The sequence below is a fragment of the Chroococcidiopsis sp. CCALA 051 genome (assembly GCF_003015105.1).
In the GTDB taxonomy this organism is placed as follows: Bacteria; Cyanobacteriota; Cyanobacteriia; order Cyanobacteriales; family Chroococcidiopsidaceae; genus Chroococcidiopsis; species Chroococcidiopsis thermalis.
Genome location: NZ_PYCI01000102.1, coordinates 1 through 24,483, shown reverse-complemented (window position 1 = coordinate 24,483; position 24,483 = coordinate 1). Strand labels below are relative to the sequence as shown.

Annotated in this window: 21 protein-coding genes; 16 read left to right on the top strand and 5 right to left on the bottom strand. The window is 44.9% G+C overall.

Annotated elements, in window-relative coordinates; translation table 11 throughout:
• Positions 1 to 32 precede the first annotated feature (32 nt).
• From malQ to treY, 4 genes are all read left to right on the top strand, one after another.
• On the top strand, positions 33 to 1,538 hold the full coding sequence (gene malQ, locus C7Y66_RS21560; protein ID WP_106547165.1) for a 4-alpha-glucanotransferase: 1,506 nt from the start codon (positions 33 to 35) through the stop codon (positions 1,536 to 1,538).
• Positions 1,539 to 1,786: 248 nt separating this feature from the next.
• The gene (glgX, locus tag C7Y66_RS21555; RefSeq protein ID WP_106547164.1) at positions 1,787 to 3,916 is read left to right on the top strand and encodes a glycogen debranching protein GlgX; all 2,130 of its coding nucleotides are present in this window, start codon (positions 1,787 to 1,789) and stop codon (positions 3,914 to 3,916) included.
• A gap of 93 nt (positions 3,917 to 4,009) precedes the next feature.
• Positions 4,010 to 5,857 (top strand): malto-oligosyltrehalose trehalohydrolase, encoded by a 1,848-nt coding sequence (gene treZ, locus C7Y66_RS21550; protein WP_106547163.1) that lies wholly within the window; start codon positions 4,010 to 4,012, stop codon positions 5,855 to 5,857.
• A gap of 116 nt (positions 5,858 to 5,973) precedes the next feature.
• Entirely contained in the window at positions 5,974 to 8,769 is a 2,796-nt protein-coding gene (treY, locus tag C7Y66_RS21545) for a malto-oligosyltrehalose synthase (protein WP_106547162.1), read from the top strand.
• A gap of 159 nt (positions 8,770 to 8,928) precedes the next feature.
• On the opposite strand, the gene glgP is transcribed toward treY, so the two are convergent.
• Positions 8,929 to 11,142 (bottom strand): alpha-glucan family phosphorylase, encoded by a 2,214-nt coding sequence (gene glgP, locus C7Y66_RS21540; protein ID WP_015153582.1) that lies wholly within the window; start codon positions 11,140 to 11,142, stop codon positions 8,929 to 8,931.
• Between the two features lie 458 nt (positions 11,143 to 11,600).
• Here glgP and C7Y66_RS21535 point away from each other — a divergent pair, with 458 nt between their 5' ends.
• The 6 genes from C7Y66_RS21535 (at position 11,601) to C7Y66_RS33070 (ending at position 16,125) form a co-directional block, all read left to right on the top strand.
• Positions 11,601 to 12,881: a valine--pyruvate transaminase gene (locus tag C7Y66_RS21535; RefSeq protein WP_106547161.1), complete on the top strand. Its 1,281-nt coding sequence runs from the start codon at positions 11,601 to 11,603 to the stop codon at positions 12,879 to 12,881.
• Positions 12,882 to 12,918: 37 nt separating this feature from the next.
• Positions 12,919 to 13,425, top strand: a complete 507-nt coding sequence (locus C7Y66_RS21530; protein ID WP_199197558.1) for a GNAT family N-acetyltransferase — start codon at positions 12,919 to 12,921, stop codon at positions 13,423 to 13,425.
• A gap of 10 nt (positions 13,426 to 13,435) precedes the next feature.
• The gene (rimM, locus tag C7Y66_RS21525; RefSeq protein WP_106547160.1) at positions 13,436 to 14,137 is read left to right on the top strand and encodes a ribosome maturation factor RimM; all 702 of its coding nucleotides are present in this window, start codon (positions 13,436 to 13,438) and stop codon (positions 14,135 to 14,137) included.
• A 139-nt stretch (positions 14,138 to 14,276) separates the two neighbouring features.
• Positions 14,277 to 14,759 (top strand): phosphate-starvation-inducible PsiE family protein, encoded by a 483-nt coding sequence (locus C7Y66_RS21520; protein WP_015153578.1) that lies wholly within the window; start codon positions 14,277 to 14,279, stop codon positions 14,757 to 14,759.
• A gap of 102 nt (positions 14,760 to 14,861) precedes the next feature.
• Positions 14,862 to 16,010, top strand: a complete 1,149-nt coding sequence (locus C7Y66_RS21515) for an FAD-binding oxidoreductase (protein ID WP_106547159.1) — start codon at positions 14,862 to 14,864, stop codon at positions 16,008 to 16,010.
• The gene (locus C7Y66_RS33070) at positions 16,003 to 16,125 is read left to right on the top strand and encodes a hypothetical protein (protein WP_255410033.1); all 123 of its coding nucleotides are present in this window, start codon (positions 16,003 to 16,005) and stop codon (positions 16,123 to 16,125) included. The genes C7Y66_RS21515 and C7Y66_RS33070 overlap by 8 nt, the downstream gene beginning before the upstream one ends.
• Here the strand turns inward: C7Y66_RS33070 and C7Y66_RS21510 are convergent.
• On the bottom strand, positions 16,102 to 17,448 hold the full coding sequence (locus C7Y66_RS21510) for a sensor histidine kinase KdpD (RefSeq protein ID WP_106547158.1): 1,347 nt from the start codon (positions 17,446 to 17,448) through the stop codon (positions 16,102 to 16,104). The genes C7Y66_RS33070 and C7Y66_RS21510 overlap by 24 nt on opposite strands.
• Before the next feature lie 296 nt (positions 17,449 to 17,744).
• On the opposite strand from C7Y66_RS21510, the gene C7Y66_RS21505 reads away from it, so the two are divergent.
• Positions 17,745 to 18,059 carry a DUF3155 domain-containing protein gene (locus C7Y66_RS21505; RefSeq protein WP_015153575.1) on the top strand — a complete coding sequence of 105 codons (315 nt, stop codon included), beginning with the start codon at positions 17,745 to 17,747 and terminating at the stop codon, positions 18,057 to 18,059.
• 188 nt (positions 18,060 to 18,247) lie between these two features.
• Here C7Y66_RS21505 and C7Y66_RS21500 read toward each other — a convergent pair whose 3' ends face one another.
• Together C7Y66_RS21500 and C7Y66_RS21495 are read right to left on the bottom strand one after the other, a co-directional pair.
• A complete protein-coding gene (locus C7Y66_RS21500; protein ID WP_106547157.1) occupies positions 18,248 to 18,778 on the bottom strand; it encodes a cofactor assembly of complex C subunit B in 531 nt (176 codons plus the stop codon).
• Between the two features lie 69 nt (positions 18,779 to 18,847).
• On the bottom strand, positions 18,848 to 19,195 hold the full coding sequence (locus C7Y66_RS21495; protein ID WP_015153573.1) for a PadR family transcriptional regulator: 348 nt from the start codon (positions 19,193 to 19,195) through the stop codon (positions 18,848 to 18,850).
• 357 nt (positions 19,196 to 19,552) lie between these two features.
• Here C7Y66_RS21495 and C7Y66_RS21490 point away from each other — a divergent pair, with 357 nt between their 5' ends.
• From C7Y66_RS21490 to rpsN, 5 genes are all read left to right on the top strand, one after another.
• Positions 19,553 to 20,131, top strand: coding sequence for a DUF3611 family protein (locus tag C7Y66_RS21490; protein ID WP_106547156.1), 579 nt, complete (start codon positions 19,553 to 19,555; stop codon positions 20,129 to 20,131).
• Between the two features lie 213 nt (positions 20,132 to 20,344).
• Positions 20,345 to 21,631: a serine--tRNA ligase gene (gene serS / locus C7Y66_RS21485; RefSeq protein WP_106547155.1), complete on the top strand. Its 1,287-nt coding sequence runs from the start codon at positions 20,345 to 20,347 to the stop codon at positions 21,629 to 21,631.
• Positions 21,632 to 21,795: 164 nt separating this feature from the next.
• Positions 21,796 to 22,887, top strand: a complete 1,092-nt coding sequence (rseP, locus tag C7Y66_RS21480; protein WP_015153570.1) for an RIP metalloprotease RseP — start codon at positions 21,796 to 21,798, stop codon at positions 22,885 to 22,887.
• Positions 22,884 to 23,579: an endonuclease III gene (gene nth, locus C7Y66_RS21475; RefSeq protein WP_106547154.1), complete on the top strand. Its 696-nt coding sequence runs from the start codon at positions 22,884 to 22,886 to the stop codon at positions 23,577 to 23,579. The genes rseP and nth overlap by 4 nt, the downstream gene beginning before the upstream one ends.
• Positions 23,580 to 23,798: 219 nt before the next feature.
• Positions 23,799 to 24,101, top strand: coding sequence for a 30S ribosomal protein S14 (gene rpsN, locus C7Y66_RS21470; RefSeq protein WP_015153568.1), 303 nt, complete (start codon positions 23,799 to 23,801; stop codon positions 24,099 to 24,101).
• A 3-nt stretch (positions 24,102 to 24,104) separates the two neighbouring features.
• On the opposite strand, the gene C7Y66_RS21465 is transcribed toward rpsN, so the two are convergent.
• Complete coding sequence (locus tag C7Y66_RS21465; protein WP_015153567.1) at positions 24,105 to 24,434, bottom strand: hypothetical protein; 330 nt, start codon at positions 24,432 to 24,434, stop codon at positions 24,105 to 24,107.
• Positions 24,435 to 24,483: the final 49 nt, after the last annotated feature.

Below are 24,483 nucleotides of genomic sequence, written 5' to 3'. Positions count from 1 at the left end.
ATCTTCTATCCTGGTTCACCTCAAATATCCCTATGACATTCCAACGTGCTAGCGGCGTTTTATTGCATCCTACCTGTCTTCCCAGCCGATATGGAATTGGCGATTTAGGAAAATCGGCTTACGAATTCATCGATTTTCTCGCCAGTAGCGGACAAAAATTGTGGCAAGTTTTGCCTTTGGGACCCACGGGATACGAGCATTCTCCATATATCATGAATTTCAGCACTTTTGCTGGCAATCCATTATTAATTAGCCTCGATACGCTAGCAGAAGAAGGATTGTTGAAGAAAGAAGAACTAAGTCCATCAGAAAATGTGGATTTGAATCGAGTTAATTTCGATCGCGTCATTCCGCATAAAACTAAATTCCTTAAAATCGCTTTTGAAAACTTTCAACAAGCTAATACTCATCAAAACTCAGAATACGCACAATTTTGTCAATCTCAATCTTACTGGCTCGATGACTACGTACTTTTTATGTCGTTATTAGAAGCCAACGAAGGGAAAAGCTGGAATAATTGGGAACGAGCGATCGCGCGTCGAGAGCCAGATGCGTTGCAAGCAGCAAGAGATTCTTTAAAAGATAGTATCGCTTATCATAATTTCGTTCAATTCAAATTTTTCGAGCAGTGGAAACAACTACGAAAATACGCCAACGACAAAAATATTCAAATTGTCGGCGATATTTCAATTTATGTTTGTCACAATAGTTCTGATGTCTGGTCGAGTCCAGAAATATTTAAATTAGATCCCCAAACTTTTGAACCTACATATATCGCTGGCGTTCCCCCAGATTATTTCAGCGCTACGGGACAATTATGGGGAAATCCTGTCTATAACTGGGATAAATTGCAACAAACAAACTTTGCTTGGTGGATTCAACGCTTTCAAGCCACCTTAGAATATGTCGATATCGTTCGCGTCGATCATTTTCGCGGTTTTGAGGCATACTGGCAAGTCCCAGCAGGCGAAGAGACTGCCATTAATGGCGAGTGGATTAAAGCCCCAGGAGTAGAATTTTTTGAAACTTTAGGTAACGCTTTGGGAAGTTTGCCAATTATGGCAGAAGATTTAGGCATTATTACCCCAGAAGTCGAAGAATTGCGCGATCGCTTTCAATTTCCAGGCATGAGAATTCTGCAATTTGCCTTTGGAGACGACTCAAGTAATGCCTATTTACCTCACAATTATATCCATAACAGTGTCGTTTATCCCGGTACTCATGACAACGATACAGCTATTGGTTGGTGGAACAAAGCTAGCGACAAAGAAAAGCAATTTGTCGCGAAATATTTGGGTGACGAATCTGCGGCAGAAATAACAGAAATTAATTGGGAATTCATCCAACTGGCATTAGCCTCAGTTGCAGACTTAGCTATTCTACCTCTACAAGACATTTTAGGCTTAGACGATCGCGCCCGCATGAACGATCCCAGTGTCAATGCAGGCAACTGGCGTTGGCGTTACGAAAGTTCTGAAATGCTAACACCTCAACTACGCGATCGCCTGTTGGAAATGACACAAATTTATAGCCGCTAATTAGGAAGTTGGGAGTCGAGAGTCGGGAGTTGGGGGACAAGGGAGACAAGAGAGCAATTCTAGTCACCAGCCACTAGCCACTAGTAACCGATCGCTGACAACTGATTCCTGCTTAGGATAGATAGTCAAGCTAATTCGGAATCGGTACTGTGTTGAGAGAGACTCTACCAAAAGTAGGAAGAACCTTTAGTTAAATTCCTACTGTCATCAGTCATTCACTACTTAATACTTGACACGCAGTCAAACCTATGTATGTTGCACTCTGGCCAGGCAATGTCTATCCTTTGGGTTCCTGTTGGGACGGCAAAGGCACGAACTTCACCTTGTTTTCGGAAAATGCCACAGGTGTAGAATTGTGCTTGTTCGATCGCGATGACGAAGAAACTCGCATACAGCTAACAGAAGTCAGTAATTTCGTCTGGCACGGCTACATACCAGGTATAGGTCCAGGTCAACGGTACGGGTATAGAGTGCATGGACCATACGCACCCCAAGAAGGACATCGCTTTAACCCCAATAAACTGCTGATCGATCCGTACACAAAAGCGATCGCGGGGGAAGTTGGCAATGGTCCAGAATTATATGGTTACTCTTGGGAGTCTGAAGAAGCCGATTTATCGTTTTCCGATTTGGATAGCGCCCCATTGATGCCGAAATCGGTCGTTGTCGATCAAAGTTTTAACTGGGAAGACGATAAACTCCTGCGTACTCCTTGGAACGAAACGATTATTTACGAAACTCACGTTAAAGGTTTCACTAAGCTACACCCCGATATTCCCGAAGAACTGCGCGGTACTTATGCGGGAATGGCACATCCAGCCGCGATCGAGCATTTGCAACGCCTGGGAATCTCCGCAGTTGAATTAATGCCCGTACATCACTTCCTTTCCGTCCCAGGACATTTAGCGGACAAAGGATTGAAAAACTACTGGGGCTACGATTCGATCAATTATTTCGCGCCTCACTCCGAATACAGCTCTAGTGGCACTTTAGGCGAGCAGGTGAGGGAGTTTAAGGAAATGGTTAAAGCCCTGCACCGTGCTGGAATTGAAGTCATTTTAGACGTGGTATACAACCACACGGGTGAAGGCAATCACATGGGTCCTACCCTATCGATGCGGGGAATTGACAATGCCAACTATTACCGCTTGGTAGACGGCGACGCGCGATACTACATGGACTTTACAGGTTGCGGCAACTCCCTCAACGTGCGCCACGCCCAAGTTTTGAAGATGATCATGGATAGCCTGCGCTACTGGGTGACAGAAATGCACGTCGATGGCTTCCGCTTCGATCTTGCTTCAGCTTTGGCAAGAGAACTGTACGAAGTGGATCGACTGTCAGCATTCTTCGATATCATTCACCAAGATCCGACGATCGCCGACGTAAAATTAATTGCCGAACCTTGGGACATCGGTACGGGTGGTTATCAAGTTGGTAACTTCCCCGTTCTCTGGTCGGAGTGGAACGGCAAATATCGCGACACGGCGCGAGACTTCTGGCGTGGCGTGGACAGTACTCTGGGAGAATTTGCCTATCGGCTGACGGGTAGCCCCGACTTGTACTATCAAGAAAACGGACGGCGACCTAATGCTAGCATTAACTTCATCACCGCTCATGACGGATTTACGCTCAACGATCTCGTCAGTTACAACGAGAAACACAACGAAGCTAACGGCGAAGAAAGCCGCGACGGTGAAAGTCACAATCGGTCTTGGAACTGCGGCGCAGAAGGCGAGACAGACGACTCAGAAGTTTTGCAGTTACGGGAACGCCAGCGCCGGAACTTCCTCGTGACTCTGATGCTGTCCCAAGGTATCCCCATGATACTTGGGGGTGATGAAATGGGTCGGACGCAGCATGGAAACAATAACGGATACTGCCAAGACAGTGAAATTTCTTGGTTTAATTGGGATTTGGTACAGGGAAATACAGATTTATTAGATTTTACTCGCGAGTTGATCTATTTCCGCCGCCAACATCCTGTATTTCGTCGCCGTAAGTGGTTCCAAGGTCAAGCGATTCACGGTTCTGGTGTCAGCGATATCATGTGGTTCAATCCTGACGGTAGCGAGATGGATCAGGAACAGTGGGAAATCGGATATGCGAAGTCAATGGGCGTGTTCTTAAATGGAAACATGATTCCCAGTCCTGGGAAACAAGGTCAACGCATCAGCGACGATAGCTTTCTCATCTTCTTGAACGCCCACTATGAAACTCTTGAATTCAACTTGCCACAGGGAATGCAAGATAACCAGTGGGTATTAGTTATTGATACCAAAGAACCGCGCTTTATTCAAGAAGAAAGCATCTATACAGGCGATCGCACCGTTCCAGTTACAGCGCGATCGCTCGTCCTGCTGCGTCAGATGGTTTAAGCAGTGGCTAGTGGTTCGTGGCTGGTGACTAGAATTGAGTCTAGTCACTAGTCACCAGTCACTCACAAATGACAAATGACAAATGACAAATTTATGAAAATTGGTGCTAACTATTTAGGCGGCGATCGCTGTGAATTTATCGTGTGGGGACCGAATATCGAGTCACTGGGTGTTCAAATTGTATCCCCCGAAGAACGCTTTTTGCAGATGGAACAGGAAGATGGCTACTGGAAAGTTGTAGCCGATAATATCCCTCCAGGTACGCAATATCTTCTGGAATTAAATGGTGGCGAAACTCGCCCCGATCCAGCTTCCTATTTTCAACCGCATGGCGTACATAAGCCTTCTCAAGTGATAAGCCATGAATTTACTTGGGATGATGGCGATTGGGCTGGCGTACCGCTAGACGCGATGATTATTTATGAATTACATGTCGGTACGTTTACTCCAGAAGGGACTTTTACTGCAATTATTCCCCGTTTGGCAGATTTGAAAGGGTTGGGAGTCAACGCGATCGAAATTATGCCGATCGCGCAATTTCCTGGCAATATTCCCCCAGATGGGAGTTGCGCTTATCGTAACTGGGGCTACGATGGGGTTTACCCGTTTGCCGTGCAAAATTCTTACGGTACTCCCGAAGAGTTAAAGCAATTAGTTGCAGCTTGTCATCAACAGGGAATTTCGGTGATTCTTGATGTGGTGTACAACCATTTTGGACCTGAAGGTAATTACACCAGCAATTTTGCTCCTTATTTTACTCAAACTTACCGCACTCCTTGGGGCAGCGCCATTAATTTTGATGATGCCCACAGTCACGACGTGCGCCACTTTTTTGTTGAAAATGCTCTTTATTGGCTGCGAGAATTTCATATTGATGGTTTGCGATTAGATGCAGTTCACGCGATTTACGATTTAGGCGCAAAACACTTTTTAGCGGAATTAGCCGAAAAAGTTCGAGAATTTTCCGAACAACAAGGGAGAAAGTATTACTTAATTGCTGAAAGCGATTTAAACGACCCCAAAATTATTCGTCCCAAAGAAGTAGGTGGATACGAACTTGATGCTCAGTGGAGCGATGATTTTCACCATGCTTTACATGCATTATTAACAGGCGATAGTGACGGTTATTATCAAGACTTTGGGAAATGCGAAGACTTAGCAAAAGCCTATCGCGATACATTTGTCTATGACTGGAAATATGCACCTCATCGTCAGAGATTTCATGGTGGTTCTGCTCGCGATCGCACCGATCTCGCTCAATTTGTCGTTTGCATTCAAAATCACGATCAAATTGGCAATCAGTTGTTAGGAGAAAGACTATCAAAACTCATCTCTTTTGATGCTCTCAAACTAGCTGCTGGAGCGGTAATTCTTTCACCTTATATTCCTCTGCTATTCATGGGTGAAGAGTATGCCGAAGAAGCACCTTTTACATACTTTGTCAGCCACTCTGACCCAGATTTAATTAAAGCAGTCCGTGAGGGCAGAAAACAGGAATTTGCTGCCTTTCACGCCGTAGGAGACCCACCCGATCCAGAATCTTCCAAAACTTTTCTCGGGTGTAAAATGGATTGGGAAAAACGCCAAGAAGGTAAACACCAAGTTATCTGGTCTTGGTATCAAAAATTAATTCAACTTCGCACTACTGCTCCTGTTTTAATTAAAAAAGAAAGAGACAGCATAGAAGCAGGTGCAGACGAACAACAAAAAATTGTCTGGTGGCGGCGATGGAGTGACGACAGCCAAATTCTTTGTCTGATGAACTTCAACCAAAATGATGTTAGCTTCGCACCAGAACTCAGCCACAATAATTGGCAAAAGATTCTCGATTCTGCCGATGAAAAATGGCAAGGTTCCGGTACTGTCGCCCCAGATAAAATCAATTCGGGCGAAGAAATAAAACTGCGATCGTACAACTTTGTACTTTACGAAAACACGTAGTTTTGGTAATTGGTAATTGTTAATTGGTGGTTGTTATAGCTTGGTTGCTATCAAATCTAATAATTAACAGTTACCCATCACCCATCACCCATCACCCATTACCCATTACCATTCTCATGCGCATTCCCACAGCTACTTACCGCATTCAATTTAACTCGGAATTTAAATTTGCAGATGCGAAAAAAATTACCGCGTATCTAGCAGCTTTGGGAGTTTCCGATCTCTACGCTTCACCGATATTTAAAGCTAGAACGGGTAGTACTCACGGTTACGATGTTGTCGATCCAACTCAACTCAATCCCGAACTAGGAACTGAAGCAGATTTTGATGCTTTGATTGCCGAAATTCAACAGCATCAATTAGGTTGGTTACAGGATATCGTCCCTAACCACATGGCTTATGACAGTCAAAATGTATGGTTAATGGATGTCTTAGAAAATGGTTCAGATTCAGCCTATGTAGAATATTTTGACATTGCTTGGAATGCTCCTTTCACTGATAACAAAGAACCAATCTTAGCACCGATGCTAGGAAATTTTTATGGAGAATCGTTAGAGAATGGAGAAATTCAACTCAAGTACGAACAAAGCGGCTTAACTGTCAACTATTACAGTCTAAGTTTGCCGTTAAAACTAGAATCCTATGCGACTTTCTTGACCTACAATTTAGGTAAATTAGCTAGAACCCTAGGTAGAAGACATCCAGATTTTGTTAAACTTCTAGCAATTCTCTACATTCTTAAGAATATCTCTGCTGATGTTGTTGGTAAACAAAGAAGACAAGATCAAACAGAATTTGTTAGAGGCTTACTTTGGGAACTGTATGAAGGCAATCCTGAAGTAAAAGCTTTTATCGATGATAATATTAAGGTTTTTAATGGCGAACCAGGAAATACTGAAAGTTTTAATCTTTTAGATAAGTTACTTTCAGAACAGTTCTTTCGACTTTCTTACTGGAAAGTAGGTGCAGAAGAAATTAATTATCGCAGATTTTTTACAGTCAACGAATTAATCTCAGTCAAAGTAGAAGAACTCAAAGTCTTCAACGCTACTCACGAACTCATTGCAAAATTAGTTAACGAAGGCAAGTTTACAGGTTTAAGAATCGATCACATCGATGGTCTTTACGATCCTACTCAATACTTAGAAAGACTGCGGGAAAAAGTAGGTGATACTTATATCACCGTCGAAAAGATTTTGCAAATTGGGGAAGACATACCTAATTACTGGCAAATTCAGGGGACTTCTGGCTACGATTATCTAAACTATGTGAATGGACTTTTCTGTCAAAAAGCAAATCGAGATAAGTTTGACGAAATTTATCGAAATCTAACCGGATTTATCACGATTTTTCCTGATGTTGTAGCCGAGAAAAAGCATTTAATTATCGATAAAAATCTAGCAGGTGATATTGATAACTTGAGTGTCTTGCTAAAGAAAATTGCGGGTAGATATCGTTATGGTAATGATTTTACTCTCAATGGCTTAAAACGTGCGATCGCAGAAGTTCTCACCCGTTTTCCCATCTATTGTACTTACATCAATGCTGCCGGAATTTCTGAGCAGGATCGACAGTATATTCAAGCAGTCATTCAAGCTGCTAAAGATGGCACACCTCTGTTACAAAACGAACTGAATTTTATCGAGAAACTATTCTTACTAGAATACGAACCCACTCTGACTCAAGCTGAGAAAGACCAGTGGTTATATTTTGTCATGCGAATGCAACAATATACGGGACCACTGATGGCAAAAGGGGTAGAAGATACAGCTTTATATGTTTATTACCGCTTGCTTTCTTTAAATGAAGTAGGTGGCGAACCAGATCATTTTGGAATGGATTTAGCTGAGTTTCATAGTTTTAACCAACATCGAAATCAGACATGGACTCATGCTATGAGTGCAACTTCAACCCACGATACCAAACGGGGTGAAGATGTGAGGGCGAGAATTAACGTTTTGTCAGAAATTCCTGACGAATGGCAGCAACAAGTTCGTAGTTGGATGGAATTAAATCGTTCTTATAAAACGCAACATAAAAACTCAATTTTTCCCGATCGCAATGATGAATACGCATTTTATCAAACTTTAGTAGGGGCATATCCATTCTTAGAGAGTGAAATAAATGGCTTTAGCGATCGCGTCAAAGAATATATGCTCAAGGCAATTCGCGAAGCAAAAGTCTACACGGCTTGGCTGCGGCAAAATCAGACTTATGAAGATGCTTGTACTAGTTTTGTCGAAGCAGTCTTGAATCAGTCGGAAAACAATCAATTTCTGAAAGAGTTTCTCCCATTTCAAAAGAAGGTTTCTTACTATGGTATCTTTAATTCCCTATCTCAAACTCTGCTAAAATCAGTTTCTCCTGGGGTTCCTGATTTTTACCAAGGAACAGAATTATGGGATTTAAGCTTAGTCGATCCAGATAATCGTCGTCCAGTTGATTTCGAGCAGAGAAACTCTTATTTGTCGGAAATCAAAGAGAAAATTAGCACGAATATTTCTGCTCTAATTTCCGATCTGCTAGCTACAAAGGAAGATGGCAGAATTAAGCTGTTTCTAACTCATCAAATTTTGAAAGCGAGAACGAAATATCTAGATGTCTTTCAAAAAGGAGACTATCAGCCTTTAGAAATTAGGGGTAAGTATCAAGAAAATATCGTGGCTTTCGCCCGCAGTTTTGAAAATACAACAGCTATTGCGATCGCCCCTCGTTTCTTAACGAGTTTAATTCAACCTGGCGAGTATCCATTTGGCGAAGTTTGGCAAGATACTTATATTCAAATACCTGCCGAAATAGCTTCAAAGTGGGAGGACACAATTACTCATCAAAATATTCAAACTGATGGAAAGTTGCCAGTTGCTGACACGTTGAAAGAGTTTCCCGTAGCGCTGTTAATTGGACAGAAATAACTTTCGTTCTTCAAGGGTAGCTATAGGACTAGATCCCCCCTTTTTAGATCAGTTCTCGATCTCGTGCGTGACATTTGTAGGGGCGCACAGCTGTGCGCCCCTACAGATCGCGTGTTTTACCCAATTGAAAACCGCTATTAGAGAAATTGGCAAATCAAATCAGACAATCACTTGAGCCAAACTTGGTGTAGAGATTGTCGAACAGCCAGGAGCGTAGATGCGCGTCACGTAATCGGCGATCATCCGATCCGTATTAAACAGAGGTGCATTCGTCTTAATCGATGCCTTCATCATTTGAATCCAGCGGTGCGGAATGCCGTTGTTGTCGCGATCGTAGTATAGAGGCGCAATTTCCTCTTCCAATAACTTGTAGAGGGATTCAGAATCGATCCGATCCTGCAACTCTTGATTGCTTGTATGAGCATCTTCACCGATCGCCCAACCGTTGATTCCCTTGCCATCCATCCCAACTTGATAGCCTTCGCACCACCAACCATCAAGGACGCTACAGTTGATCCCGCCATTAAAACAGACTTTTTGCCCGCTCGTACCAGAAGCCTCCAGGGGACGACGGGGATTATTCAACCAAACATCTACGCCTTGCACTAACTTCTGTGCTACGTAAATGTCGTAGTCTTCAATAAACGCCACTCGATGCTGAATTGCAGAATGCTGACACCACTCCATCAATTTTTGGATGATCCGCTTACCTTCCTCATCGGCGGGGTGAGCTTTACCAGCAAAGACAATTTGGACTGGACGCTGAGCATTACCAAAGATCTTCAACGCTCTTTCCGCATCCCGTAACAGCAGATTGCCCCGTTTGTATTGGGAGAAGCGACGGGCGAAACCAATCGTGAGAGCATTGGGATCGAGCAACAGATCGGCAGCATGGATGCGATCGCCTACTTCACCCCGATCCGTTCTGGCTTTTTTGATTCTGTAACGGGTAAAGGCAATCAAACGCTCTTTCAAAACTTGATGTCGCTGCCATAATTCCGCATCGGGAATGCGATCGACATCTGCCCACATTGCCGGATCGATCGCCCGCGTCTGCCAATCTGTACCTAGATACTGAGTATAAAGGTCAGCCATCAACGGAGCCGTCCAAGTCGGGGCGTGAACGCCATTGGTGATGTGACCGATGGGTACGCGGTTTTCAGGGCGATCGGGATACAAAGCAGTCCACATTTGCCGCGAAACCCTGCCGTGCAATTCGCTCACACCATTAGCAGCGCGGCACATCCGCAGCGCTAAGACAGTCATACCAAAAGGCTCCCAAGGATCGCCCAGTCTTTTCGCGCCCAAAGCTAAAAACTGCTCTCGCGATAGCCGCAACTGCGCCCAATATTGCGCAAAATGAGAATCCATCAAATCGGGAGAGAAAACATCGTGTCCGGCGGGTACGGGGGTATGAGTCGTAAAGACGCAGCGATTGCGGACGCTCGCTTCCACATCGTAGAAAGGTTTGCCCGTCCGCTCCATTTCTTGCCAAGCAATCTCTAGGGTGCAAAACGCAGCGTGTCCCTCGTTCAAGTGGTGAATTGAGGGCTGAATTCCCAAAGCTGTAAGCGCCTTGACTCCGCCAATCCCCAAAACCACCTCTTGGGCGATCCGCGTGTCTTGGTTGCCCCCGTAGAGGTGTCCCGTGAGCCAGCGATCGATCGGGTCGTTGTCTTCGCGGTCTGTATCGAGCAAGTAGAGACTCACCCTACCCACTTGCGTCCGCCAAATTTGAACTTTGACCATCCGCTGTCTAACTTGCAGCGCGATCGTCAGGGCTTCTCCCCGTTCGTTCAACATCAACTCCAGCGGCATTTGCTGGAAAACATTGTCAATGTAGTAATCTTCTTGCCAACCACTACGATTGAGCCGCTGCCGGAAATAGCCTTGACGATACAACAATCCTACGCCGATCAGAGGTACGCCCAGATCGGAAGCAGATTTGAGGTGATCTCCAGCCAGAATACCCAAACCGCCAGAATAAACGGGGAGAGATTCGTGAATGCCAAACTCAGCACAGAAATAGGCGATCGGATTTTGCCAGGAAATTTGCGGTGCAACTCGACTCACCCAGGTATCTTGCTGATTCATGTAAGCATCAAACTCAGCCACCACCTGGGATAAATGTTTGATGTAGAAAGGGTCTTCTGCTAATTGGGTCAGGCGTTCGTAAGAAGCCGATTCCAACACGGCTACAGGGTTATGCCCGTAACGCTCCCACGCTTCCGGCGAAATGTTTTGAAATAGGAAAACTCGTTCGCTCGTCCAACTCCACCAATAGTTATAAGCCAGATCTGCCAATCTTTTGAGTGGCAGGGGTAGTTTTTCGCTCAGCTTTTGTGCTGGGGCGATCGCAGATTTATTCGTCATATTCTTCCAGTACTCTCTTGTGAACTCTCTGCTCTAAAACCGATGGCAATACAAACCAATTAAAACTCGACTCGGTAATAGAAACCTGGGTAATTTATCCTCGCCAACATCATCCCAGTTAGGATTTTTAGCATATACGGAGTATGTCTACTTTAAGATTTTTATTTACACTTTTTCCAGATTTCAGTGTCAAATTAGATAAAGGATGTTTTAACAAAATTTTGCTGGATGTTAAGTTTGGTAATGGGTAATGAGTAGTTGGTAGTTGGTTAATAAGGCAAGAGGCGCGAGGCAAGAGGCAACAGCCAGTTTCAGCCTCAGTTCCCTTGTCTCCCTTGTCTCCCTTGTCTCCCTTGTCTCCCTTGTCTCCCTTGTCCCCTCTGCTTCCTCAGCTCTCTTCCCCGACTCCCGACTCCTCCGATTTGGTTAAATTAAGAAAGTCTCCTACACATCTGCTTATGAACCCTGCCCTAACGAAAATTGGCGCTCAAATGTCCCACCTAACGGGGGTGCGAGCAATTATGAAAGATATTATTGAAACGCTGCAAGCAGGTGCAGGTAAGGAGTTTATTAATTTAAGTGCGGGAAATCCGCTGATTTTGCCGGAAGTAGAACAGTTATGGCGAGACTGTACGGCACAGTTGTTAGCTAGTTCTGACTATGGCGAAGTTGTCTGTCGTTATGGATCGAGTCAGGGGTACGCGCCACTGATTAGCGCGATCGCATCTGATTTCAATCATCGCTACGGGTTAAACTTAAGCGATCGCAATATCCTGATTACACCTGGTAGTCAAACTCTCTATTTCTACGCTGCAAATGCTTTTGGTGGCTACTGTCTCGATGGTGAGTTAAGGCAGATCGTTCTACCCCTAAGTCCAGATTACACGGGTTATGGTGGCGTAAGTCTTGCCCCAGAAGCGTTAATTGCCTATAAGCCTGCACTAGATATCGATTCAGCCGCCCATAGATTCAAATATCGCCCCGATTTCAGTCAACTTAAAATTAACGAAGAGACGGGATGCGTCATATTTTCTCGTCCCTGCAATCCTACGGGTAACGTTTTGACGGATGAGGAAGTCAAGAAAATTGCAGCTTTGGCTGCACCTTATAACGTTCCAGTTATTATCGACTCTGCCTATGCGCCTCCCTTTCCAGCTTTGAATTTTACGGAAATGTCTCCTGTATTTGGTGACAACATTCTCCATTGCATGAGTTTATCCAAAGCCGGATTGCCAGGTGAAAGAATTGGAGTAGCGATCGGAGATGAGAAGTTAATTCAAATTCTGGAATCGTTTCAGACAAATATGTGCATCCATCCGTCACGCTACGGACAGGCGATCGCGGCTTTAGCGATTAATTCTGGTGCTTTGGCAGAAATTTCTAGCAATGTCATTCGACCTTTTTATCGGCAAAAGTTTGAGGTATTAGAATCTACTTTAGAACAGGCAATGCCTGATATACCTTGGTTTTTGCATCGTGGCGAAGGAGCAATTTTTGCTTGGTTATGGTTAAAAGATTTACCTTTAACCGATTGGGAATTTTATCAACAACTCAAACAAGAAAATGTCATTGTCGTTCCTGGTAGTTCCTTCTTCCCTGGTTTGCACGAAGATTGGATTCACAAACAACAGTGTTTGCGGATTAGTCTGACTGCTAGCAATGAAGAAATTGCAGTGGGAATGCAGCGACTCGCAAAAGTAGCAGAACAGGTTTATGCAAAGTCAAAAGTTAAAAGTTAAAAGTTAAAAGATTCCCAATCGACATCTCAGTAGTTTTATGATTAAAACTAAAATTCTCAATTTTGAGATGAGATTTGCCGAACCGGATGACGTACCATTAGTATTACAATTTATCAAAGAGCTGGCTGAGTACGAGCAACTGAGTCATGAAGTTGTTGCTACTGAAGCTATTTTACGAGAGTCTCTTTTTGGCGACAGAAAAGGCGCAGAAGTTATTTTAGGTTACTATCAAAAGCAACCTGTCAGTTTTGCACTTTTCTTTCATAACTTCTCAACATTTCTCGGACGTGCGGGTATTTATCTAGAAGATTTGTACGTAAAACCAGAGATGCGCGGCCGGGGAATCGGTCGTGTTATGCTCAGTTATCTAGCCTATCTTGCTCAAGAGCGAAACTGCGGTCGCTTGGAGTGGTGGGTATTAGACTGGAATGAGACAGCAATAAACTTTTATCAAAAACTAGGAGCAGTGCCAATGAATGAGTGGACTGTCTTCAGAGTAACCGACCGATCGTTGATAGATTTAGCCCAGGAGTTTGCGGTTTAACGCTACTATTATGAATGGCAAAAATACGAGTTCAAAACTTAAATCTCAAAATCAAAAACCACAAATTCCCGATGGCTGGTTAGCAATTGGTACAATCGTTGCACCCCAAGGGTTAGATGGAGAAGTCAGAGTTTACCCCGATTCAGACTTTCCCGAACGATTTGTCGAACCAGGACAGCGTTGGTTATTGCGTCCGGGGAAAACAGAACCAGAACCAATTGAATTAATTGAAGGTCGAGATATTCCAGGTAAGGGATTGTACGTGGTAGCCTTAGAGGGAATTGAAGATCGCAGCCAAGCTGAAGCATTACGGGATTGTGTCTTGCTCGTACCAGAAAGCGATCGCCCCGAATTAGGAGAAGATGAATATCATGTCGTCGATCTAATCGGTTTAGAAGTTTTCTTACAAGAAACTGGCGAGAGCATCGGTACGGTAACAGATGTCATTCCTGCTGGAAACGACTTGTTGGAAGTACAGTTGTATCAAGAAGTCAAAAGTCAAAAGTCAGAAGTCAAAATTAGCGATCCTCCACTCCCGACTCCCGACTACGCGGTTCCGATGCGGAGGACACCTCCGCCTCCACCCGCTTCCCAACTCCCGACTCCCCCAAGAAAAGTTTTGATTCCATTTGTGAAAGCGATCGCACCTGTTGTAGATCTAGAGATGAGAAGAATTGAAATCGCACCGCCACCAGGTTTGCTGGAACTGTAACGTTTAGCAGAATACTTCTATCTTGGCTTATCTCTGGTACGATCTTCTCATCAGCATTAGTTATTCGACATTTAATTTGCTGGGTGTAGTTAGCTTGCAGTCTTTTGAATTTTAACTTTTAACTTTTGACTTTTAACCAATGAAGTTATTGCGAAAACTAATATCACCTCTAGTAGATAAAAACACGAATCCAAATTTTTTAGTTTTTGTTGATAAAGTAGAAGATTTTTTTGCCAAACTCTTAACGCTAGCAATGTTAGGAGTTATTTTATTTGCCATTATAGATTTGGGCGTGACTTTAGCTAAAGAACTGCTACTTGTCTCTGAACTAGGGAATTTTTCTGCTGGCTTACTCAGAATATTTGGTTTATTTTTAAATATTCTTATTGCTCTAGAAATTACGCAAAATATTACTTCTTATCTTAGCAGTCATATCATTCAAATCGAGATGGTAATTGTCACATCTTTAATTGCAATTGCTCGCAAAATTATCATTCTCGATCTTGGCAAAATTACTGATTCTCAACTATTAGCACTTGCAGCAGCGATTATTGCTCTTTCTATTTGTTACTGGTTAGTCAGACGCACTAATGCCAAATATCCACCACATAAAGGGCATTAATTATGAATAAACAGCTTAATTTCTAATTTTAACTTTTAACTTTTGACTTACTTAGCAGCTGCGATAGGATCTGGATGAGCGATCGAACAGCGTATGTGAAGTATGAAAATATACGATTGGATTGTAGTAGGTGGAGGTATTGCTGGCGCAGCTTTGAGCTACGAATTAGTTCAGCAAGGCTTTTCCGTCCTGCTGCTAGAACAAGATCCAACAGGACAAAATGCGACTCGCTATAGCTATGGTGGTTTAGCTTTTTGGTCTGGTACTACCGATACGATGCGTCAATTGTGCGCTGAAGGAATCGCCCGTCATCGCATTCTCTCGGAAGAATTAGCCGCCGACACTCAATTTCGGGAACTAGACTTACTGCTGACAATTGCAGCTGATGACGACCCCGCAGCAGTCGCTGCTACCTATGCTGATTTTGCCATTCCGCCACAACTTCTCAGCATTTCAGAAGCCTGCGAACTAGAACCATTATTAAACCCTCAAGCGATCACAGGGGCATTGACGGTAAAACACGGTCACATCCATGCTGAAAAAACCGCTCAAGCCTACATCCAAGCCTTTCTACGGGCGGGGGGCGATCTTCAGTTTGCTCAAGTACTCAAACTCTGGCAACAAGGCGACAAGGTAGGAGGGGTAAAAACCGTCAGCGAGACGTATTGCAGTGCCAACACAGCGATCTGCGCGGGTGGATTGAGTCGTGCTTTACTCAAAGCAGCAGGCATTTCGATCGAACTGTACTTTACTCATGCTGAGTTAATTGACATTCCACCAGTTGACATCCAATTGCGATCGCTCGTGATGCCGGCTCGACTTCAACGCTTTCAACTAGAAGCCGCATCGACGACAAACGATCGCCTATGGGACGAACAAGGATTAGAACTCGCACCCCCAATTTTAGATGCTGGGGCGATTCAATTTCTCGATGGTAGCCTGCGATTAGGGCAGTTGAGCCGCACTTTGACCGATACCCAAGCTACCATTAATCCCGAAGCCAGCGAAGCTACTATTCGAGCAAGTGTAGGGCAAATTTTACCAGCACTCAAAGACCTGCCGGGAACTTGGCATCACTGTTTAGTTAGTTTCAGCCGCGTTAGCAAAGCTGAACGAAGTTATCCCCTGCCACTAATCGGTAACATCCCTGGCAAAACAGGCATCCACATCTTTTCTGGATTCAGCAATCCCCTCGTTATCATCCCACCCCTAGCGCAGCGCTTTGCTCGTTCAGTTATCAGTTATGAGTGAACAGTTATCAGGAAGCAGGGAGCGATCGAGTAAGGAGCAGAGGAGACTAGGAGCTACAACCAACTACCAACTACCAACTACTAACTACCCATTACCCATTACCCATTACCATTAACCAAACAATAAACGTAGTTCCCCCGCTACTTTCTGGGGTGGGATGCCACAAAGCAGGACTAAAAACTTCAATCGTGCCTTGCATTTGTTCGATCAGTGCCTTAGCAATTGCTAGTCCCAAACCCGTACCAGGAATATCTGAATCTGCTTGTCTACCTCGGTAGTGGCGATCGAAAATTCGCTCCTTATCTTGCGGGGGGATACCTACCCCCGTGTCGCTAATGGCGATGCCCTGGAAGTTGTCTCGCTCTAATCCTGCTTGGACGTAAATTTTGCCTCCAGGCGGAGTATATTTAATTGCATTGTCAAGCAAATTGCTTAATACCTCACGCAATTCTCTTAGATGAGCGCGCACTGCTGGTAAATTTGGTGGCAGATCTGCAAGCAGCTCTAAGTTGCGTTCTTGAGCGATCGCCCAAGCAGAAGCTAGCAAGGGTTTTAGCACGTCCTCAATCGTGCAAATCTCGCTCTGAGTGCCTTCGCGATTGGGCAGCAGTGGTAAAGGGGTATTGAGTATAGGTATTGCCGATCGCACCTCTGTGGCTGGAGGAAGGGATTTGGTTGGTTCTAAATCTTCCTCTGTCATGTCGATGACTCGATCGAATTGTTGCAGCAATTCTTGCAAGCGATCGCTTTCTCTCACGATATTATCTGCCACAGCTCGGTTTGCATCTCCAGGTAGCAAGCGCTTGAGCAGCAATTTGCCGAACGTCCGCAATGCCGTCAGTGGGTTGCGAAACTGGTGCAGTAAGTTATCTAATAACTCTCGCTGTTGGGCTTGTAGTTGCTTTTGCTGGCTGAGCTGCTGTTCCGATCGCTCTCGTCGCCGATCTAAAAGTCTTGCCAACGTTAGCGTTTGCGCCACTCGTTCGATTTCATGCCGTTCTCGCTCGTTCCATGCTCTATCCTCCCGACTAGTCACGAGTAGTCCAATTAACACTCCTTCATTAAGCAGTGGTAAAACAATCTGTTGGCTCGGTACTAGGGCTTTATCTGCCGTTTCTGCCGCTTCAGCTACATTTGCCTCGGTCGGTAGTTCCGGCAAAGATACAGTATCTATATTTTTTGCAGTGGCTTTTGCTTGCAATCGCGGTGGCTGAAGGCGACTTGTTGTAGCAGGAAGTGCTGCACTATTTAACTCTAGTCCCTGCCACCTCACTGCTGACTCTGGATAGGCTACGACAGGGATCAGCTTCTCCTGTGCTGTTCCTTCCTCTACTAATCTTTCCGTCAGATATACCACGCTCAAAGCCGCCCCCATTCCTTGGGTTAGCAAGGCAACTTGAGAGCGACACAATGAAATAAACTCAGCACTGGCAGGCATTACGAAGGGCTACGGCAAGAATTTGGGAGTCGGGGGAAGAGAACTGGGGGAGCAAGACAAGTCACGAGTCACAAGTCGCTGATAACTGACAACTGATAACTGAATTGTAAGTGGATTAAGAATCTTAATTGACTGCGATCGCTTGTGTCGTTTTATTAATCATATTTTCAACATTAGCGGGTTTTTTGTTGCAAACGCTTAACATAAGTTGATTTTTCTAACTCAAATCGATATACTGACGACGGATTTTGTAAATATAAATACAATTTTCTGGTTAAAAAAAGGAGGGAGACAGGTTGGCAAGAAGACGCAAGCGCAAAAGTCGTCGTCGCCAGGAAGGACGTCGCATCCTCGAGCATGTGCCTCAATATAGCATTGAAAGTGGCGAAGATAAACCCGTGACTGCTGCTCGGAAGTTTATTCAAGCGGAGGGAATTGCTCCGCCTGCATTGCTGCTGGTTAAGCGAAACGAGCACACTACAGATCGCTACTTCTGGGCAGAAAAAGGTTTGTTTGGGGCGCAGTATGTAGAAGAGAATCATTTCTTGTTCCCTAGTCTACGGGTACTAGAAAATCCTCCTGAAAAGGAACTCGTTGCCGCACACAGGTAGCCTAAGGCGTTGCCGAAGCTAAATGACAACCAAAAGTTAGGTATTGGAGATTTTGAAATCATTAGCGTTTTAGTCAAACGCGAGTGAGTCGCGTTTAAGCAAAGCAAAGATGAAATTTAGGGGAAGTATATACTTCCCCTAAAATATTGCTACACGCAAGGCTACGCGAATTCCAGATTTCGATCTCCTTACTCTGCTAGCTTCAAATTCAGCGATCGCTGCAATTGAATTAACTCATCCCGATGAGCGGTGACTGTGAGTAGGCTTTGTGGCGAGATGCGATCGCCCGTATTTGCCTCTAATTTAAGAGATACCCGTTCTTTCCTGGCTGCTTTTTTCCAATAGAAAATACCTGCTGTTGGAGCTAGCAAAATCAGGAGCGAGAAAGCCGCCGTCCAGTTTGGAAATAGTAACGACCAAACCAAGATCAGGCAAAGAATTCCCACCGTGGCAAGGATTGAGAGAAACACAGCTAGAAACAAGCTCGGTCGGATAACTCCCTCAAACGTAACAGAATTTTTCTCAGCATCCACCTCAGAAACAGTATAGGAACGCGAGCGCAAATACTGTTGTAGTTGCGCCATCAACGAAGCTTCTGGCTGTGCGGACACCAGATGGAGCGTTTGCGTTCGGTCTTTAGTAGAGGCTCGAATGAAGAAAAACAGCCCCACTGACAGCAATAAAGTCAGCAGTAGGGTCGATGAGAGAATCGGAGTCATAGCTATCTTGCGTTTGAACAGCGCCTGTTCGACTTTTTCACAATCGATTTTTGCACGATCGATCAGCCATTAGCGTACCACCTTACTAATATACTCTTGCCACAGTCGAGATAACTCCTGCGCCTGTACTTGCCATTCTGGGCTTATCTGATACATCCGTCGCGGTCGCCCTCTTCCCTCAACCTTCTTCCAGTAGCCGAGAATTGCCTTTTCATCTTCCAGGAACTTAAGTGCGCTATATAGGACTGTATCGGAAAGGCGATAATTAGGGTATTCGCTCTCCAGCTTTTGAATCAGTTCCGTGCCGTAGGATTCTCCTTTTAACAAAACTGACAGCACGTAACATACTGCAAGTTCTTGGCTCAAATAGGTCGGAGGAGGATTTTGGAAAAACTGATAAATATCCTCAATTCTCATAGCTTTAGTTTACTTCTCATCCATAAATCACAAAAAACAGCACTTTTGACAATCATCTCTGACGAAATCCTTGTTTCTCACACTCAGCCGCGATCGCTCTGCAAAACTTCGCCGATCGCACCGGAATGCGGTTGAGGCAATTTTAAACGCAGAACCATAAGTTGTCTGCTAAACTTCATTCAAAATTCATTACATTTTTGCTTCTTGTCTGACCCAACGCGACAAGATCTCTTACAGGAAGGGCTGTGGAGTAGGGTTTGAGGATTTTGGATGTAAGAATTATTACAAGTTACGAATTATGAATTCTATTTTAAGAGTGATAAGTATCTGTTTAATAAATCCAAACTGGAGATAAATATGTTTGATAAGTCGGGTACGAAGCCTCCTCCGGCATCGCTTGAATCCATTGCTAACCAGTTTCGGCTGACTGGTTGGATTGGCTTCTGGTCGCAGATCGTTTTGGGTGTTGTTTCTGCCATAGTTTTATTGCTATTTGCCGTATTCAGTCAGCGAACTGGTAGTCCTAGTAACAATCCTGGGACTGGATTTGGTATTTTTCTCGCTGTCTGCGGCTTGATTGCCCTTGGCATGAGCGTCTACTGTGCTTTTCGATACACCAGACTAGGCAGACAACTTCGGTCATCTAATCCTGCTAACCGTCCGCGCAAAGTTTATACGATTCAAGCGATCAAATTTGCTTTAGTCGTTAACTTGGTAGGAATGCTCTTAAGCCTGTTTGGAGCTTATGCGATTATTGGGACTCTATTTGCTAGAGCCATATCACCCCAGGCGATCGCAACCGGAATATTCGATCCCAATCGGATTATTGGCGGATTGGACATATTAGCAGTGCAAGCAAACACGAACACCATTTTTGCTCACTTTCTGGGATTATCCAGCGCTTTATGGCTACTCAATCGGATTAATCGGAGTTAAGCGAGGAGTGAGGAGCAAGGAGTGAGGAGTGAGGGAAGAAGTGGGAGAATAGGAGATTTGGGGAGAGGGAGAAGAAATGGTATTTATTTTTCCCTTGTCTCCTTGTCTGTTTTTTCCAATAATCCCTCGCTCCTCGCTCCTCACCCCTCACTCCCCACTCCTTACCGCTCATGATAGTGTTGTAACCAGAACTAGAAGAAGCTAAACAGATCCGTGCTGGATATTAAGCAAATTAGAGAAAATCCCCAAGCCGTGCAAGAACGGTTGCAGCGTCGTGGCGACTATGACTTGCAACCATTGTTGGAGTTAGACCGTCAACAGCGGGACTTAGAACAAGCGCGATCGCAACTCCAAGCCCGTAGTAACGAAATTGGTAAACTCGTCGGACAAAAAATTAAATCTGGTAGCAGTCCTGACTCTCCAGAAGTGCAAGATTTGCGAGAAGAAGGCAACACGATCAAAACTCGGTTGAGCGAACTCGAACCGCAAGAAAGAGAGCTAAAAGAACAAATCGAAACTTTCTTGCTAACAATTCCCAACTTACCAAGCGATTCTACTCCGATTGGCAAAAACGAAACAGAAAACATTGAAGTGCGGCGTTGGGGCGATGAGTATCTGCCCCAAAACGCGAACATTCTGCCCCATTGGGAAATTGGTGAAAAGCTAGGTCTGCTCAATTTCGAGCGATCGACAAAAATAGCTCAAAGCCGTTTTGTCAGTTTAATTGGTATTGGGGCGCAGTTGGAAAGAGCGTTAATTCAATTCATGCTCGATCGCCAAACCGCCGCAGGTTATGTAGAAATTATCCCACCCTTTTTGATTAATTCTCAATCCCTCACAGCCTCCGGTCAACTACCCAAATTTGCTGAAGAAAGCTTTAAGTGCGCCAATGACGATCTGTGGCTCAGTCCCACAGCTGAAGTTCCAATTACTAATTTCTATCGAGGGGAAATTTTAGCAGCAGAAGATTTGCCAATTAATCACTGTGCTTATACGCCTTGCTTTCGCCGCGAAGCTGGTAGCTATGGTAGAGATACACGGGGACTGATTCGACTACACCAATTTAATAAAGTCGAATTATACAAATTCGTCCATCCTGACACGTCGGAACAAGAGCATCAAAAACTTTTGCAAGACGCAGAAGCGATTTTGCAAGCACTACAACTACCCTATAGAGTTCTAGAACTGTGTACAGGCGATCTTGGCTTTTCGTCTACAAAAACCTATGACTTAGAAGTGTGGCTACCCTCATCGGAAAAGTATCGAGAAATCTCCAGTTGCTCCAACTGCATGGATTTTCAAGCTCGCAGGGGGAGCATCCGGTTTAAGGAAGCAGGCAAAAAAGGAACCCAGTACGTCCATACTCTCAACGGTTCCGGCTTAGCTGTAGGTCGGACAATGGCAGCAATTTTAGAAAATTACCAGCAGCCAGATGGCACGGTAAAAGTACCGGAGGTGTTGCAACCTTACTTAAGGCGAGAAGTCATTGGGGAGAGGTGAGGGAACAGTTATCAGTGACCAGCGATCGGTGACCAGTTATCAGTGGCTAGTGGCTAGTGTCTTGAAGAATCTAGCCACTAGCCACTAGCCACTATTCACTAATTACCACGCACCACTCATTACAATGAAGAAATATGTAGCTAAATTTATCGAGAATTGATTCTATGTCAGTTTTGGCAGCGATCGCAGTCTTAGCCGTTTTAATTTTGGTACACGAGCTAGGACATTTTATAGCCGCACGGTCACAGGGTATTCATGTCAATCGTTTTTCCTTGGGCTTTGGACCGATTTTGTGGAAATATCAGGGACCGGAAACCGAATACGCGGTTCGTGCTTTTCCCTTGGGTGGTTTCGTGGGATTTCCTGACGACGATCCCGATAGTACGATTCCTCCTAATGACCCCAATCTTTTACGCAATCGCCCGATTCTCGATCGCGCAATTGTCATTAGTGCTGGGGTAATTGCCAACTTAATTTTTGCCTACTTGCTTTTGGTGACTCAAGTAGGAACTGTAGGCGTGCAAAAATTCGTCCCCGAACCTGGGGTACTCGTCCCTGTGGTGGCTACAGATGTGAGTTCTGTGGCTGCTAAGGCGGGCATTCAACCAGGAGATGTAATTTTAGCAATCGAGGGAAAGCGATTAGAGGCTGTTCCCGGGACTTTGGAATACGTCAAGCAGACGATCGCAACGCATCCCAACCAACCTTTAGAACTACAACTTCAACGGGGCGATCGAACTCTAGATTTAACTATTACGCCAGAACGCAGCCCTGAAGGTCAAGGACGGATCGGCGTTCAACTCAACCCCAACGGTAAACTAGAAACTCGCCGTGCTGCGAATATTCTGCAAGCTTTCAACGTGGGAGCAAACGAATTCCAAAAAATTGTCGTTCTCACGGGTCAGGGATTCGTCCAACTGATTAGTAACTTCAGCCAAACTGCCAACCAAGTTGCAGGACCAGTCAAAATTGTAGAGTTTGGCGCAAATATTGCCCAATCGAATCCAGCTAATTTACTTCAATTTGCCGCTTTAATCAGCATCAACCTTGCTATCATCAACATCTTGCCTCTACCAGCTCTAGATGGTGGTCAATTGGCGTTCTTATTTGTGGAAGGACTGCGCGGTAAGCCCCTACCGACTCGCATTCAAGACGGCGTAATGCAAACAGGGCTAATGCTATTGTTAGGATTGGGAATTTTCCTGATCGTGCGCGATACTGCTAACCTACCTTGGGTGCAAAAGTTCTTTCAGTGAACATAACTCGGAAGTGGGCATCGAAAAAACAACGGGCATTGGAAATTCTAGTGCGCCTGAAGCGGCTGTACCCCAATGCCCCTTGTACGCTCAATTATGCAACACCTGTTCAGCTTCTGATTGCAACTATACTTTCAGCTCAGTGTACGGACGAGCGCGTGAACTTAGTCACGCCTGCTTTATTTGGGCAGTTTCCCGATGCTGAAGCACTAGCTAAGGCGGAACCAGTTGAGATTGAAAATCTCATCCGTTCGACAGGGTTCTATCGTAACAAAGCTAAGAACATTCAAGCCGCCTGCCGGATCTTGGTAGCGGAATATGGAGGACAAGTCCCTCCCAGCATGGAACAGCTTTTACGCTTGCCAGGAGTGGCGCGAAAAACGGCAAATGTGGTGCTGGCTCATGCCTTTGGGATTAATGCTGGAGTCACGGTAGATACCCACGTCAAACGCTTGAGCTATCGTTTAGGATTGACGAAAAATACAGATCCCATTCACATCGAGCGCGATTTGATTCGGTTGCTCCCCTCAGATGACTGGGAAAACTTTTCAATTCGGATTATTTATCACGGACGAGCTATTTGCAAAGCACGCAATCCTGCATGTCAGGCATGTTTGCTCTCCGATTTGTGTCCCTCAGCCGCTCTGCCGTTATTAGACGAGATTCCCCCTAGTGTTTTGAGTGAGGAGTGAGGAGTGAGGAGCGAGGAGTGAGGGAGACAAGAGAGAGGGGGGAGACAAGGGAGAGGGGGGAGAGTCGCCCAGCTGAGGGAGAAAGAAATTTACAATCTCCACACCCTACACCCCACTAGCCACTAGCCACTAGCCACTAGCCACTGATAACTGATAACTGATAACTGATGAGATACAATGGAAAACGGTGTCTTTAGGGAACAATAGCTTTCAGCATTTATGGCTAAAAAGAGCATGATCGAGCGCGAGAAAAAGCGCCAAAAGATAGTTGCAAAGTATGCTGACAAACGTGAGGCATTACTTGAGGATTTTCACAACGCCGAATCTCAAGTCGAGAAACTAGAAATCCATCGGCAAATTCAACGCTTACCCCGCAGTAGCTCTCGCACCCGCCTCCACAATCGTTGCTGGGTTACGGGTCGTCCTAGAGGGTATTACAGAGACTTTGGGCTGTCTCGGAACGTGTTGAGAGAGTGGGCGCACGAAGGGCTATTACCAGGAGTCGTTAAGTCGAGCTGGTAGGTTTTATTGACCGCAACAGCGATCGATGCCCAAGCTATCTAGGAGCAGATCGCTGACTGCATTAGCAACAGCAAATTCGCTGTAAAAGCTTTTAGAAAAATCAAATTCTTGCATTTCTGTGACGATCGCGATCGCTAGTGAACCTAGATCGTTCTCTCCCTCCATTCGCTGCCGGACAAATATTTGAGCAGCGCGACGAGATATTTGTTGATTAGCCGGCTCTGGCAGAAATTCTGTATCGAGCCATTGTTGCAGGGCTGCTCGCAACCATTCCCCCTCTTGTAGAGGATCTTTAGCTGGTGGCAATGTGACTGGCGGAATTGGTTCAGCCATAACTAGGGGTTAGGAGCTAGGGGTTAGGAGCTAGGGGTTAGGAGCTAAG